Origin of the sequence: Mycobacterium neglectum (assembly GCF_002591975.1) — a bacterium.
GTDB lineage: Bacteria > Actinomycetota > Actinomycetes > Mycobacteriales > Mycobacteriaceae > Mycobacterium > Mycobacterium neglectum.
The window spans coordinates 1-12,544 of sequence record NZ_NVQE01000078.1 but is presented as its reverse complement, the minus strand read 5'-3'; the positions used below and the strand labels follow the sequence as shown (position 1 = coordinate 12,544).

The 12,544-nt window shown below is 65.7% G+C and carries 14 protein-coding genes, 1 tRNA gene and 2 pseudogenes; 12 read left to right on the top strand and 5 right to left on the bottom strand.

The window, feature by feature from the left end; all coding sequences use genetic code 11:
- Positions 1–8: 8 nt before the first annotated feature.
- The gene (locus tag CSQ99_RS29850) at positions 9–818 is read left to right on the top strand and encodes an AraC family transcriptional regulator (protein WP_099042591.1); all 810 of its coding nucleotides are present in this window, start codon (positions 9–11) and stop codon (positions 816–818) included.
- Here CSQ99_RS29850 and CSQ99_RS29845 read toward each other — a convergent pair.
- Entirely contained in the window at positions 815–1,453 is a 639-nt protein-coding gene (locus CSQ99_RS29845; RefSeq protein ID WP_099042589.1) for a TetR/AcrR family transcriptional regulator, read from the bottom strand. The two genes, CSQ99_RS29850 and CSQ99_RS29845, sit on opposite strands and share 4 nt — an antisense overlap.
- Positions 1,454–1,650: 197 nt before the next feature.
- Between CSQ99_RS29845 and CSQ99_RS29840 the strand changes: the two genes are divergently transcribed.
- Together CSQ99_RS29840 and CSQ99_RS29835 are read left to right on the top strand one after the other, a co-directional pair.
- A complete protein-coding gene (locus CSQ99_RS29840) occupies positions 1,651–1,893 on the top strand; it encodes a WhiB family transcriptional regulator (protein ID WP_099042590.1) in 243 nt (80 codons plus the stop codon).
- A gap of 25 nt (positions 1,894–1,918) precedes the next feature.
- Positions 1,919–2,413 (top strand): SRPBCC family protein, encoded by a 495-nt coding sequence (locus CSQ99_RS29835; RefSeq protein ID WP_099042588.1) that lies wholly within the window; start codon positions 1,919–1,921, stop codon positions 2,411–2,413.
- A 4-nt stretch (positions 2,414–2,417) separates the two neighbouring features.
- Here CSQ99_RS29835 and CSQ99_RS29830 read toward each other — a convergent pair whose 3' ends face one another.
- Positions 2,418–3,320: an Lrp/AsnC family transcriptional regulator gene (locus CSQ99_RS29830; RefSeq protein ID WP_099042587.1), complete on the bottom strand. Its 903-nt coding sequence runs from the start codon at positions 3,318–3,320 to the stop codon at positions 2,418–2,420.
- A 225-nt stretch (positions 3,321–3,545) separates the two neighbouring features.
- On the opposite strand from CSQ99_RS29830, the gene speB reads away from it, so the two are divergent.
- From speB to CSQ99_RS29810, 4 genes are read left to right on the top strand one after another with little or no spacing between them, the layout of a single operon-like run.
- Positions 3,546–4,505: an agmatinase gene (speB, locus tag CSQ99_RS29825; RefSeq protein WP_176561294.1), complete on the top strand. Its 960-nt coding sequence runs from the start codon at positions 3,546–3,548 to the stop codon at positions 4,503–4,505.
- Positions 4,498–6,123: a thiamine pyrophosphate-binding protein gene (locus CSQ99_RS29820; RefSeq protein ID WP_245909158.1), complete on the top strand. Its 1,626-nt coding sequence runs from the start codon at positions 4,498–4,500 to the stop codon at positions 6,121–6,123. Before speB ends, CSQ99_RS29820 begins: the two co-directional genes overlap by 8 nt.
- Positions 6,124–6,139: 16 nt before the next feature.
- Positions 6,140–7,630, top strand: a complete 1,491-nt coding sequence (locus tag CSQ99_RS29815) for a sodium:solute symporter family protein (protein ID WP_099042584.1) — start codon at positions 6,140–6,142, stop codon at positions 7,628–7,630.
- Positions 7,627–9,066: an amidase gene (locus CSQ99_RS29810; RefSeq protein WP_099042583.1), complete on the top strand. Its 1,440-nt coding sequence runs from the start codon at positions 7,627–7,629 to the stop codon at positions 9,064–9,066. Before CSQ99_RS29815 ends, CSQ99_RS29810 begins: the two co-directional genes overlap by 4 nt.
- A gap of 78 nt (positions 9,067–9,144) precedes the next feature.
- Here the strand turns inward: CSQ99_RS29810 and CSQ99_RS29805 are convergent.
- Positions 9,145–9,228, bottom strand: a tRNA-Leu gene (locus tag CSQ99_RS29805).
- Between the two features lie 87 nt (positions 9,229–9,315).
- On the opposite strand from CSQ99_RS29805, the pseudogene CSQ99_RS31750 reads away from it, so the two are divergent.
- The 4 genes and pseudogenes from CSQ99_RS31750 to CSQ99_RS29790 all read left to right on the top strand — a co-directional run.
- Positions 9,316–9,426 (top strand): annotated as a pseudogene (locus CSQ99_RS31750) (helix-turn-helix domain-containing protein); the annotation flags it as partial.
- Between the two features lie 51 nt (positions 9,427–9,477).
- Entirely contained in the window at positions 9,478–10,086 is a 609-nt protein-coding gene (locus tag CSQ99_RS29800) for an LAGLIDADG family homing endonuclease (protein ID WP_245909157.1), read from the top strand.
- Positions 10,067–10,441 (top strand): hypothetical protein, encoded by a 375-nt coding sequence (locus CSQ99_RS29795; RefSeq protein ID WP_099042581.1) that lies wholly within the window; start codon positions 10,067–10,069, stop codon positions 10,439–10,441. The genes CSQ99_RS29800 and CSQ99_RS29795 overlap by 20 nt, the downstream gene beginning before the upstream one ends.
- Positions 10,438–10,770 carry a DUF3817 domain-containing protein gene (locus tag CSQ99_RS29790; protein ID WP_099042580.1) on the top strand — a complete coding sequence of 111 codons (333 nt, stop codon included), beginning with the start codon at positions 10,438–10,440 and terminating at the stop codon, positions 10,768–10,770. Before CSQ99_RS29795 ends, CSQ99_RS29790 begins: the two co-directional genes overlap by 4 nt.
- 6 nt (positions 10,771–10,776) lie before the next feature.
- Here the strand turns inward: CSQ99_RS29790 and CSQ99_RS29785 are convergent, their stop codons facing one another.
- A complete protein-coding gene (locus CSQ99_RS29785; RefSeq protein WP_099042579.1) occupies positions 10,777–11,661 on the bottom strand; it encodes a haloalkane dehalogenase in 885 nt (294 codons plus the stop codon).
- 53 nt (positions 11,662–11,714) lie between these two features.
- Here CSQ99_RS29785 and CSQ99_RS29780 point away from each other — a divergent pair, with 53 nt between their 5' ends.
- Positions 11,715–12,317, top strand: coding sequence for a TetR/AcrR family transcriptional regulator (locus tag CSQ99_RS29780; RefSeq protein ID WP_099042578.1), 603 nt, complete (start codon positions 11,715–11,717; stop codon positions 12,315–12,317).
- On the opposite strand, the pseudogene CSQ99_RS29775 reads toward CSQ99_RS29780, so the two are convergent.
- Positions 12,314–12,415 (bottom strand): annotated as a pseudogene (locus CSQ99_RS29775) (non-canonical purine NTP pyrophosphatase); the annotation flags it as partial. The gene CSQ99_RS29780 and the pseudogene CSQ99_RS29775 sit on opposite strands and share 4 nt — an antisense overlap.
- Positions 12,416–12,544: the final 129 nt, after the last annotated feature.

Here is a 12,544-nt window from a genome sequence, read left to right as displayed (position 1 = left end):
GCCCCGCCCTGGATCCTTCCCGCCGCCCCGCCCGACGGGTCATCGAACTCCGCCGCGGAGGACGGGCGCTCGGCGGCAGCTACCTCTACGAGGGCGACGGTCTGATCACCGGTTGGCACAGCCACGAGGTGCACCAGATCGAGTACGCGCTGCACGGCGTCGTGGAGGTCGAGACGGATTCCGCGCACTATCTGCTTCCGCCTCAGCAGGCGGCGTGGATACCCGCTGGCCTCGAACACCAGGCGGTGATGAATCCCGATGTGAAGACCGTCGCGGTGATGTTCGACCCCGCGCTCGTGGCCGCGCCGGGCGATCGCGCCCGAATCCTCGCCGTGTCACCGTTGATCCGGGAGATGATGATTTACGCGCTGCGCTGGCAAATCGATCGCGCGCACGGTGACGCGCAGTCAGACGGCTTCTTTCGCACACTGTCCAACCTCGTGGCCGAGGCATTGGACCACGAGGCTCCGCTGTCCCTGCCGACGTCCGACCACCCGATCGTGGCGGCGGCGATGACATATACGAAGGCACACCTGGATTCGGTGAGTGCCGATGACGTCTCGCGGGCGGTATCAGTGTCCGAGCGCACGCTTCGGCGCCTTTTCCAGGACACGCTCGGGTTGTCCTGGCGGACTTACCTTTTGCACGCACGAATGCTTCGCGCGATGGCGCTGCTGGCCGGGCCGGGTCAATCGGTGCAGGAAACAGCGTCGGCGGTGGGTTTCGACAGCCTCAGCTCATTCACGCGTGCGTTCGCCCAGTTCTGCGGCGAGACACCGAGCACATACCGCAAAAGGGTTGCGGGCGAAGGGGCTTAAGCCTCGTCGTTGCGCGGTTGGAAGAGTCCTTCACGCAGCAGTGAGTTGACCGACTGCTGCCACCTGTCGAGCTGCTCGGGCGTCGTGAAGGCGCCCGGGATCTGCCGCTCGATATGGCCGCGCACGATGAGGGTGCCGACCGCCAGGACAAGCGAATTCAACGACGCCCAGGTGACGTCGATATCGTCGCGGGCTTCGCCATTCTCTTTCCGCGCGGTCCACCGGGCCGTGCCGAATGCGGAGAGTGTGTCCCAGACGGTGTTACCCAGCTGGCTGCCTTCGATGAGCGCACGACCGAAGTAGTCCACGACGTCGGGATGCTCGAGGAGCAGTGTGGTGACCCTGCTGCCCATGTCGGCGATCGAGTCTTTCGCATGAGGCACCGCGACAGGCTGCGCGACCACGGCGATCACGACGCTCATCACGTAGTCGTCGACCGCCTTGACGAGGCCGGCCTTCGTTTCGAAGTGGTGTTGCACCAATCCAAGCGAGACGCCGGCATCCGCGGCGACGGACCGTAGCGACGTCCCCGCCGCGCCCTTCGTCGCGAAGCTCTTCAACGCCGCCTGCCGGATGCGCTCCAGCTTCTTGAGGTCGTCGCCGCCGATCCGGTCGGGCTCCGTCACCACTGTCATAGAGCGGCTTGTTCCATGATCACAAACTTAGATTAGACAATACGAACGTATTGTGTCTACCATACAAACGTATTGTTTCCGCGGCTGATGGGAACGGGGAGGACAGAGCAGTGCACGACCAGACACGATCAAGCGCCGTCGCACATCTGCGCGCGGTGAATGCGCCCGAGCCTCCAACCGTTGTCGACGACTCAGCGATGGGGGCTTGCACGCGAGATCCGGATCGGTGGACGACGACCGCCGACGAAGGCGCCAAGGCGCTGTGCCGCGCCTGTCCCCTGCGGTGGCGGTGCGCTCAGGAAGCCTGTTCGACGCCGGGCGCCGAGGGTGTGTGGGCCGGCATCCTGATACCCGAGGCGGGGCGTGCCCGCCGGTTCGCGCTCAAACAGCTGCGATCGCTGGCCGAGCAGAACGGATACCCGGTACGAAAGACGGGGTAGGTGGTAGGTGCGAGGATGATCATCCATGACCCGCTGGCACGCGCTGGAACCCGCCGACGCCGATTTCCTGGCCTCCGCGCCGCACATCTTCCGCTATCAGAAGCGATACGCCGCCCCACCCGAAAAGGTCTGGGAGTCACTCGTCTCCGACGAGTCGCTGGCCGCGTGGGGACCGATGATCAAAGACGTCACGTGGACGTCGCCCCGGCCGTTCGGGGTCGGCACCACGCGTGAGGTCACCGCACCCGGCGCGTCGGTGATGCGGGAGCGCTTCTTCCAATGGCAGGACGGGCACAGCAAGTCGTTCTACGTCTACGAATCCGCACTGCCACTGTTCAAGCGCTTCGCCGAGCACTACCTCGTCGAGCCGGCAGGCAGCGAAACACTGTTCACCTGGACGCTCGCGATCGAGCCGAAACCCGCGTTCGCGTTGCCGGTCAAGGTGTTGGCCCCGGTTTTGAAGGCCGGCTTCGGACGAATACCGGCGGGCGGCCAGAAGTACTTCGCAACGCGCGGCTGAGGGGTTATCGCGGAGTGCCCGGCACGTCCAATCCGGACGCGTAACTCTCCTTCACGACTTCGAGGTGCGCCCAGCTCTCGACCGCGTTGACGCCGGGCATCGACCTGACGATGTCGAGCAACTCGACCAGCTGAGCGGCCGAGAATGCGCGCACCGTGACGAGCACGTCGAAGCGACCCAGCGTGCGCGCCACGAAGATCACCGATGGCATGGCCGCCAGCTCGTCGACGACATCACGGTGGTCCCCGGCCAGGCGCACCCCAAAACCCATCGCGCTCTGCCGATCCTGACCGGAATGCCGGACGACCGCGCCGATCCGGACGACCTGCGATTCGACGAGACGCACGACTCGCCGTCGCGCTCCCGCCGGCGAAAGTCCAACCACCGCAGCGAGATCGACATACGAGGCTCGCCCATCGTCTTGCAGGGCCCGAAGCAACGCCAGGTCGATTTCGTCGACTTCGGTGCGCATCTCCCCGACCGGACCGATGACGTCGCGGACCACCTCCACATAGGACAAAGTGTCAACGCCGACGACGTCGTCGAGAGCTCGCAGTTCGGCGATCGAGCGATCAATGTCGCGAGCGGACGCGGCGCGCACCTCTGCAACCAGACCGTGGGGTCCGCTGGTCAGCGACAGGAACGGCACATCGTCGCGCCGTGCGATCGCGGCGGCCAATGGCGCCGCAGGCCCTCGCACGACGAGGCCGACATGCGCCAACGCTGCTTGCCCGATCACCGCGGGGTGGACCGCGCCGCGCACGATCACCTGACCGCTGGAGATCAGCCGCTGGACTCGCGCGGCGGCCGCCGATCGTGACAGGCCCACCGCCCGGGCGATCTCGCGGTGCGTCAGCCGCCCGTCGACCTCGAGGAGTTCCACGATTGCCTCGTCGATCTCGTCCATTCGGGACCTTTCTCACAAAATTTCCCAAAGATTTTTGGACCCGTGAGAAGCGACAGATCGTTCACAAACAGCCATCTCTAAGTCCATTGTGTACCGATACACGTTCTGATACTGGCAAATCGTGATGGATTACGTCCTTGTTACGAATGAACTGCTTGCAAGCCGAATTCGAGCGCCATACAGTGACGCACACCACACTTCCCACCGCGCAAGGACTCCATCAGCATGACGAACACCATCGGCCCCGTGGACGCCTCCAAGGTTCCGCGCTTCGCCGGCTTTGCCTCATTTGCCCGGCTGCCGCGTCTCGATCAGGTGCCATCCGCGGACGTCGTCGTCGCCGGTGTGCCTTTCGATTCCGGCGTCTCCTACCGGCCCGGCGCACGGTTCGGTCCCGCGCACATCAGGGAGTCGTCGCGGCTGCTCCGGCCCTACAATCCCGCCCTGGACGTGTCGCCGTTCGATATCGCGCAGGTTGCGGACGCGGGCGATATCGCCGTCAACCCGTTCAACATTCACGAGGCGATCGAGACCATCGAGGCCGCCGCACTCGAGCTGACGGCCGACGGCACCAGCCTGGTGACGATCGGCGGCGACCACACAATTGCGCTCCCCCTGCTGCGCGCCGCCGCCAACCGGCACGGCCCGGTCGCGCTCGTCCACTTCGACGCCCACCTGGATACGTGGGACACCTACTTCGGCGCCGAGTACACCCATGGCACGCCGTTCCGGCGGGCGGTCGAGGAAGGCATCGTCGACACCGAAGCGCTGAGCCACGTCGGGACCCGAGGCCCGCTGTACGGCAAGAAGGATCTGGAGGACGACCGCCGCTTCGGCTTCGGCATCGTCACCTCGTCGGACGTCTACCACCAGGGGGTCGTGGAGGTCATCGACAAACTGCGGCAGCGAGTCGGCGACCGGCCGGTGTACGTCTCCATCGACATCGATGTGTTGGACCCTGCGCATGCGCCGGGTACCGGCACACCTGAGGCCGGTGGGATGACGAGCCGCGAGCTGCTCGAGATCCTGCGCGGCTTCCGTGGTCTGAACGTCGTGGGTGCCGACGTCGTCGAGGTCTCTCCCGCGTATGACCATGCCGAGATCACCGGCATCGCCGCGTCGCACGTGGCCTACGACCTGGTGTCGCTGCTCGCGCTACGGCATGAGGAGGCCGCAAGTGGCTGAACATGCCCGCAACGGTGGCGACGTGGTCGTGGAAACACTTACCGTGCTGGGCGTTTCGCATGTCTTCGGCATCCCCGGCCAGCATGCGCTCGGACTGTTCGACGCCATCCGGCGAAGCGACCTGAGTTTTGTCAGTTCACGGGTGGAGAACAACTCGGCATTCGAGGCCGACGGGTACACGCGGGTCACGGGCGAGGTCGGCGTGCTGTTCCTGTCCACCGGGCCCGGCGCGCTGACAGCGCTGGGCGCCCTGCAGGAGGCGTACGCGACGGGCGTTCCGCTTCTCGTCATCACCAGCCAGGTGCCGCGCGCCGGCCTCGGTCTGCGCAAGGGCATGTTGCACCAACTCGACGATCAACAGCGCAGTGCCATCAACGTCACCAAGAGCACCGCAGTCGCGCGTGCGGCCGCCGAGATCCCCAGTCTGCTTGCCGACGCATGGGCGCTGGCCCAGTCGGCCCCGGCCGGTCCCACCTGGGTGGAGATCCCCCAGGACGTGCTGCTGGAATCCACTCACGTGCCTGAGGTGACGTCGGTGTTGACGCACATCGCCGAACGGCCCGCGCGCCCCGAACTCATCGAAGAGGCTGCCGCACTGCTTGATTCGGCCGAGCGGCCGGTCATCCTCGCTGGCGGTGGCGTGCGTCGGTCCATCGACGGGCCGGAAGCCCTCACCGCCCTGGCGGAACTGCTGGACTCCCCTGTCGTCTCCACCGTCGGCGGCAAAGGCGCTCTGCCCTTTGACCATCCGCTGTCCGCCGCATCCTGGATCGAGGATCGCTACACGACCGAGTTGCTCGAGAACGCCGACGTGCTCCTGGCCGTGGGCACGGCGATGGGCGAGGTGACGAGCAACTACTTCACCTTCCGCCCGAAGGGCCGCCTCATCCACGTCGACGCCGAACCGCGGGTACTCGAGGCCAACCATCCCGCCCTTGGCATCCACGCCGACGCTGCACTGGCTCTTCGCGCGATCGCCAAGCTGGTGTCCCGCAAAGGCACTGAAGCCGGACCCGTGGCGGCAGCTGAGTTGCGAAAGTCGGTGGAGCGCAGGCTTGCAGACCAAGACCTGGCAGCCGAACTGACCCTCATGCGAGATCTGCGCGACGCCGTTCCACCGGCCGTCCACACGTTCTGGGACATGACGATCGCTGGGTACTGGGCGTGGTCGGCGTGGGATCCGCTCGGCGGCGCCTTCCACTCAGCCCAGGGCGCGGGTGGGCTCGGCTTCGCGTATCCAGCAGCGTTGGGCGCGGCGATCGGGTCGAGCAGTCGCACGTTCGCGGTCTCCGGAGACGGCGGCGCCATGTACTCCATCGCGGAGTTGGCGACCGCCCGTCAGCACGACGCGAACGTCACGTGGCTCGTCGTCGACGACGGCGGTTACGGGATTCTGCGCGAGTACATGACCGATGCGTTCGGCCAAGCCACCGCCACGGAACTCACTCGGCCCGACTTTGGCCCCCTGGCAGCAAGTTTCGGCATTCCGGCTCATACAGCGACGCTCGAAACCGTCGGCCCGATCGTCGCCGACACATTCAAGTCCGCAGGCCCCGCAGTCGTCGTCCTGCCCGCCGTCCTGAGCATGTTCGCCCCGACTCATCTCGCGACCGACTGATAAGAGGAGCACCACCATGGGTAAATCCCTTGACGTAGCGATCGTCGTCGTCTACCTCGTCGCCATGCTCGCGTTTGGGTTCTGGGGCAAGACGCGGACGAAGGACTCCGCCGACTTCCTCGTCGCCGGAAGGCGACTCGGCCCGATGCTCTACACCGGCACGATGGCCGCGGTGGTGCTTGGTGGCGCGTCGACCGTCGGCGGCGTCGGCCTCGGCTACAAGTTCGGCATCTCGGGCATGTGGCTCGTCGTCGCGATCGCCGTCGGTCTGCTGCTGCTGAGCCTCGCGTTCGCCGGACGCATTCAGCGGCTGAAGGTTTACACCGTCGCGCAAATGCTCAAGCTGCGGTACGGCATCGACGCGACTTCGGCATCCGGGATTGTCATGGTCGCATACACGCTGATGCTGTCGGTCACATCGACGATCGCGTACGCGACGATCTTCAACGTGCTGTTCGACACCAACCGCACCGTGTCGGTCATCATCGGCGGCGCGATCGTGATGCTCTACTCGTCGATCGGCGGCATGTGGTCGATCACGTTGACCGACATGGTCCAGTTCGTACTCAAGACGATCGGCGTGTTCTTCCTGTTGCTGCCGTTCACCTGGAACAAGGCCGGCGGTCTCGACGGCATCAGGGAGCGGGCCGGCGACGCCGTGTTCGACCTCGGCGCGATCGGGATGCCGACGATCATCACGTTCTTCGTCGTCTACAGCCTGGGAATGCTGATCGGCCAGGATATCTGGCAGCGCGTCTTCACGGCGCGGTCGCCACAAGTCGCGAAGTGGGGTGGCACCACCGCGGCGGTCTACTGCCTGCTGTACGGCGTCGCGGGCGCGCTGATCGGGGCCGCGGCGTCGACGTTCCTCGCGGACGTCGAGGCGAAGGACGACGTCTACGCGTTGATCGCCGAGACCATCTTGCCGGTCGGTATCAGCGGCCTCGTGCTGGCGGCCGCGGTCGCCGCGATGATGTCGACCGCGTCGGGCGCGCTCATCGCCACGGCCACGGTGGCGAAGACCGACGTGGCACCGATGGTGGCAAGGATTTTCGGACGCGGTGCGCAGAACACCGAAGTCGACGCCGAGCGCGATGTGCACTCCGATCGGCTCTACGTGGTGGTCCTCGGCATTGCCGTCATCGTGATCGCCGCTCTGCTCAACGACGTCGTGAACGCGTTGACCATCGCCTACGACATTCTCGTCGGTGGCCTGCTGGTGCCGATTCTCGGCGGGTTCCTGTGGAAGCGCGCGACCGGCATCGGTGCCCTCAGTGCGATGGGCGCGGGCACCGTCGTCACGCTCGCGTCGTTGTTCATCTTCGGGGTCGCGGCCAACGAGCCGGTCTATTACGGGCTTGTCGCCAGCCTCATCGCCTACGTCGTCGGCAGCCTACTGAGCCCGCGCACATCGGCGAATGTCCTGCAGGTCTGGGACGACCGGCTCGCCGGTCGCGACGCCGGGGCGGTCGAACCGGCCGGCGCGGTGCTAGACAAGCAGGCATGACTTCGCTTGCCGACCAGACCCGTTGGATGGATGCGACCGATCAGGCGGCGCTCGTCGCATCGGGAGAGGCGTCGCCCGGCGAGCTCTTGGAAGCGGCGATCGAGCGCATCGAACGCATCGACCCGGCACTCAACGCGGTCGTGATCCGCTGGTTCGCCCACGCCCGCGAGACCGCCGCGAGCCCCGATCTCCCCAACGGCCCGTTCCGCGGGGTGCCCTTCCTCATCAAGGATCTCTTCGCCGACTACGCCGGGCAGCGGATCAGCAACGGCAACGTCGCGTTGAAAGAAGCGCATTTCATCGCGGACGCGGATACGACACTCGTCAGCCGCTACCGCGGGGCGGGGCTCGTGATCGCCGGCCGCACGAACAGCCCGGAGCTGGGCAGTGTGCCGACCACCGAGCCCGTCGCGTGGGGCGCGACCCACAACCCGTGGGACACGACGCGAACGCCCGGCGGATCGAGCGGCGGTGCGGCCGCAGCGGTCGCGTCGGGGATGGTTCCGTTCGCCCACGCCAGTGACGGCGGCGGATCGATCCGCATTCCCGCCTCGTGTTGCGGGCTGGTGGGACTCAAGCCGAGCCAGGGGCGCATCACGCTCGGTCCGGTGCGCGACGAGAGTGGGCTTGCGGTCGAGCACTGCGTCAGCCGCACGGTCCGTGACTCGGCCGCGTTGCTCGACGCGACCCGCGGCCCGGGCATCGGCGACACCGTGATCGCACCACCGCCCGCACGTCCCTACGTCGAGGAACTCGGCGCCGACCCGGGCCGTCTGCGCATCGGTATCCTCGACCACCACGCGCAGGGCGGGCGGGTGGACGCCGAGGTGACCGAGGCGGCGCAGGCCGTCGGCAAGCTGCTCGAGTCGTTGGGCCACCATGTCGAGGCGGCGTGGCCGAAGGCGTTGGAGGACGCGACGCTCGGCTCCAAGTTCGGCGCGATGTGGAGCACGAACATGGGCATTTCACGGCTGCGGTTCGAGGCACAGCTCGGCCGTCCGCTCGAAGATCATGAGTTGGAGCCGATGAACCGGGTTCAGGCCGATTTCGCGACACACTCAGGGGCGATCGATTACGCCCTCGCGCTTTCCGGTGTCGCGCAGTACCGCCGGGCGATGCACTCGTGGTGGGACGAGGGCTGGGACCTGCTGCTCACGCCGACACTTGCCGAACTGCCGCTCAAGCTCGGCACGATCGTCAACGATCCCGAGAACCCGATGGCACCGATGCGTCGCGCGGGCGAGTTCGTGCCATTCACTCCCCCGTTCAACACCAGCGGCCTGCCGGCGATCAGCCTCCCGCTGGAGTGGACGGCCGACGGCCTGCCAGTGGGCGTGCAGTTGGTTGCCGCCTATGGGCGCGAAGACATACTGATTCGGGTTGCGAGTCAGCTCGAGCAGGCGAAGCCCTGGGCCGATCGCAAACCAGCGATCTGAGCGCGCGGCGCAGACGGACACCCCACACAAAACGGCGTCATCATTTGATGACGCCGCTGGGAGTGAGTGCGAAAAGAGTGCGGGCGGTGGGACTCGAACCCACACGCTCTTTCGAGCACGGGCACCTAAAGCCCGCATGCCTGCCAGTTACATCACGCCCGCGATGTGCCGATCGTATCCAATCCGTCTCAACGGACTTGTCAGACGTCAGGACTAGCTTGATGGCAAGTCCGACGAAAGGGGCAGGTCATGCGATCTGCCGAAGAGTTCAACGCTGCGCAGCGCCTCATTGCGGCGGGTGCCAACGATTGTGCAATTGCGCGCGAACTTGGCATTCCCCGAACAACAGTGCGGGATTGGCGATGCAGACCACGGGCGCGCCCAAGGCTCGACAGCAAAACGCCCTGCGGCGTGATCCACGACTTCTCGACGCTGCCCATTGCTGCTTACTGCTATGTGCTCGCGATGTACCTGGGTGACGGCTCGATCTCGCGTGCGCGGCGTGTGTGGCGCATTCGGATCACCCTCGACCAGAAATACCCGGCAATAATCGAACGCTGCTGCCAAGCCATCGAGATCCTGATGCCGGGCCAACGGGCGGGCATCGTGAAACGCGTCGGGTGTTTCGATGTTTCACTCTTCTCAAAACACTGGCCGTGCCTACTTCCTCAACACGGTCCGGGAGTAAAGCACAACCGACCGATCGCTCTCGAACCTTGGCAACAAGTCCTCGTCGACCAAGCCACCGAAGAGTTCGTCCTCGGCTTGATCCACAGCGACGGCTGCCGCGTCGTCGCCAACGACCGCGGGGTGCGCAGCATCCGCTACCACTTCTCGAACCGTTCCGAAGACATCATCGGTCTGTTCACCGCCGCACTCGACAAGCTCGGCATCCACTGGACGCGGTCGACCAAGTACATCGTGTCCGTCTACCGAAAGGCCGATACGGCCCGTCTGGACGAGTTCATCGGCCCGAAGACCCGCGCGGTACCGTTGGAAGGTGTCCACTACGCGGCGTAGGAGACCGGCGCTGATCGCGCTGGCGGTCCTCGGCGCCGTCGGCTGCCTGGCCCTGGCCTGGTGGCAGTGGACCCGCTTCGAGTCCGCATCGGGCACCTTCGTCAACCTCGGCTACGCCCTGCAGTGGCCGCTGTTCGCCGGCTTCGTCGTCTACGCGTACTACAAGTTCGTGCGATACGAGGAAGCGCCACCCGAGCCCAGACGGCAAGATGAGATCACCGAGATACCTGCTGGGCTGCTGCCCGAACGCCCCACCGCCGCGGCCCAACCGAACGATGACGACCCTGTGCTGAGCGAGTACAACGCGTACCTCGCCGACCTCGCCAAGGAAGACAAGGAACGACCGACGACATGACGGAGACCACCGGAACCCCCGTTGAAAGCATCCGCAAGGCACTGCTGGGCTATCGCGTCACCGCGTGGATCACCGGCATCTGGCTCATCGCGCTCTGCTACGAGATGGTGATGAAATACGGCTTCGGCGTCGAGGGCCTGAACTGGATCGCCGTCGTCCACGGTTGGGTGTACTTCGTGTACCTCCTCTTCACCGCCAACCTCGCGGTGAAGGTGCGCTGGCCGATCGCCAAGACCATCGGCATCCTGCTGGCCGGCACCATCCCGTTGGTCGGCATCATTGTCGAGCAGATCCAGACCAGGGATATCAAGGAAAAGCACGACCTGTAGCCGCCGTCAGGTCAAGTGCTTGAGCACCTCTTCGGCCAGTCGCTCGCCGCGGTCCTCCTGCAGAAAGTGTGACGCACCCTCGATCTTCACCTGCTCGCCAGCGGTGGGAATCAGATCGCAGAACACCTGTCCCGCTTTGGGATACGGGAAGATCGGATCGGAATCCGAGAACGCGACCAACGCCGGCTTCTGCCACCGCGACAGCTGGTCGGCGACGGCGGCCATCTCGCGTGCGCCGGGCGCGTCCTCAGAAGTCGGAACCAGCAGCGGAAACTGCGCCGCACCAGCCTTCGACTCAGCATTGGGGAACGGTGCATCGTAGGCAGCTACGACATCGTCAGGAAGCTCTGTCGCCGTCGCACCCTGGATCACGAAGCCGACCGGCAGGTCCGGGTTCTTCTCGGCGAAGTCGCGCCACGCCATGAATCCCCGGGAGACCCGCCCGGTGAACAATCCGGTGTTGAAGATCGCAAGCCCCCCAACACGATCGGCATTCTCGACGGCCCATCGCAGCCCGATCGCGCCACCCCAGTCCTGCACCACCACGATGGCGTCGCTCAGATCGAGTCCGGCGAGCACACGCGAGGTCAGCTCGGTGTGGCGGTCAAAGGTGTACCAGCCCCGGTCGGTCGGCTTGTCCGAGCGCCCGAACCCCGCGTAGTCGGGCACCACCACGCGATTGCCTGCCTCCACAAATGGGCCGACCATCTTGCGGTACAGGTACGCCCAACTCGGCTCGCCATGAAAGCACACGATGGTTCTGCCGCTGCGCGGTCCCTCGTCGAGGTAGTGCATTCGCAAACCGTCGACGTCGACGTAGTTGGGCGCGAAGTCGTAGCCCGGCAGATTCTCAAAGCGTTCGTCCGGCGTCCGGAAGACCTCAGCAGTCATTGTCGTACCGTAACCCTCAGTTGACCGACCGGTCAACTATGTAGAATCAGGCCATGCCACGAACGTCTGACGCCCGCGAGCGGATCGTCACGACGGCCGCGCGGCTCTTTCTCGAACGCAGCTACCAAGCCGTCGGGGTCGACGAACTGTGCCAGGCCGCCGATGTCCGGAAGGGCAGCTTCTACCACTACTTCTCCTCGAAATCGGAACTGGCCAAAGCGGTGATCGACCTGCACGCGGAGGTCTTCGCGCGACGGTTGTCCGGCTCCCCCGACGCGTCGCCGGCGCAGAGACTCCATGCCATCCCCGACGCCATCGGCAAAATTCAGACCGCGATGGAAGCGCAGTTCGGGCGGGCGGTGGGCTGCCCGTTCGGGAACTTCGCCGCCGAGCTGTCGACCACCGACGACGATCTGCGAACGCACCTCGCCGGGGTGCTCGGCGCGATGGAGCGCCACCTCGGCGCGGCATGCCAAGACGCGGCCGCAGCCGGCATCCTGCGCGACGGCACCGACCCGGAGCGGCTCGCCCACGCACTGCTAGCGCAGTATCAGGGCATCGTCCTGCTCGCCAAAGTCAACGACTCCGGCGTCGATGCTCTCGCACCCGCGCTGCACGACTTCATCGACGGCTACCTCGTCGAGGCGCGCACCTAGCCCGCCAACTCCCGCAGTGCGGGCACCAACAGCGCCAATGCGCGGCCACGATGCGATACCGCATCCTTCTCCGACGGACTGAGCTCAGCCGCGGTGCGCGGAGATATTGTCAAGACCTGTGGATGAGGTTGTTTCAGGCGACCTCGGTTTCGGTTGATTCGTCGCTCTCGGCGGGTGTGATGCCAACGGGCCGTTCGAGTAGCTTGCCTTTGTGGAACACCGCGCCG

What these genes read in the sequence shown, in the direction of transcription:
- speB (WP_176561294.1), top strand. Translation starts at nt 3,546, where the DNA reads ATGACGAACACCATCGGCCCCGTGGACGCCTCCAAGGTTCCGCGCTTC.
- CSQ99_RS29790 (WP_099042580.1), top strand. Translation starts at nt 10,438, where the DNA reads ATGACGGAGACCACCGGAACCCCCGTTGAAAGCATCCGCAAGGCACTG.
- CSQ99_RS29785 (WP_099042579.1), bottom strand. Translation starts at nt 11,661, where the DNA reads ATGACTGCTGAGGTCTTCCGGACGCCGGACGAACGCTTTGAGAATCTG.
- CSQ99_RS29835 (WP_099042588.1), top strand. Translation starts at nt 1,919, where the DNA reads ATGACCCGCTGGCACGCGCTGGAACCCGCCGACGCCGATTTCCTGGCC.
- CSQ99_RS29780 (WP_099042578.1), top strand. Translation starts at nt 11,715, where the DNA reads ATGCCACGAACGTCTGACGCCCGCGAGCGGATCGTCACGACGGCCGCG.
- CSQ99_RS29840 (WP_099042590.1), top strand. Translation starts at nt 1,651, where the DNA reads ATGGGGGCTTGCACGCGAGATCCGGATCGGTGGACGACGACCGCCGAC.
- CSQ99_RS29845 (WP_099042589.1), bottom strand. Translation starts at nt 1,453, where the DNA reads ATGACAGTGGTGACGGAGCCCGACCGGATCGGCGGCGACGACCTCAAG.
- CSQ99_RS29810 (WP_099042583.1), top strand. Translation starts at nt 7,627, where the DNA reads ATGACTTCGCTTGCCGACCAGACCCGTTGGATGGATGCGACCGATCAG.
- CSQ99_RS29815 (WP_099042584.1), top strand. Translation starts at nt 6,140, where the DNA reads ATGGGTAAATCCCTTGACGTAGCGATCGTCGTCGTCTACCTCGTCGCC.
- CSQ99_RS29830 (WP_099042587.1), bottom strand. Translation starts at nt 3,320, where the DNA reads ATGGACGAGATCGACGAGGCAATCGTGGAACTCCTCGAGGTCGACGGG.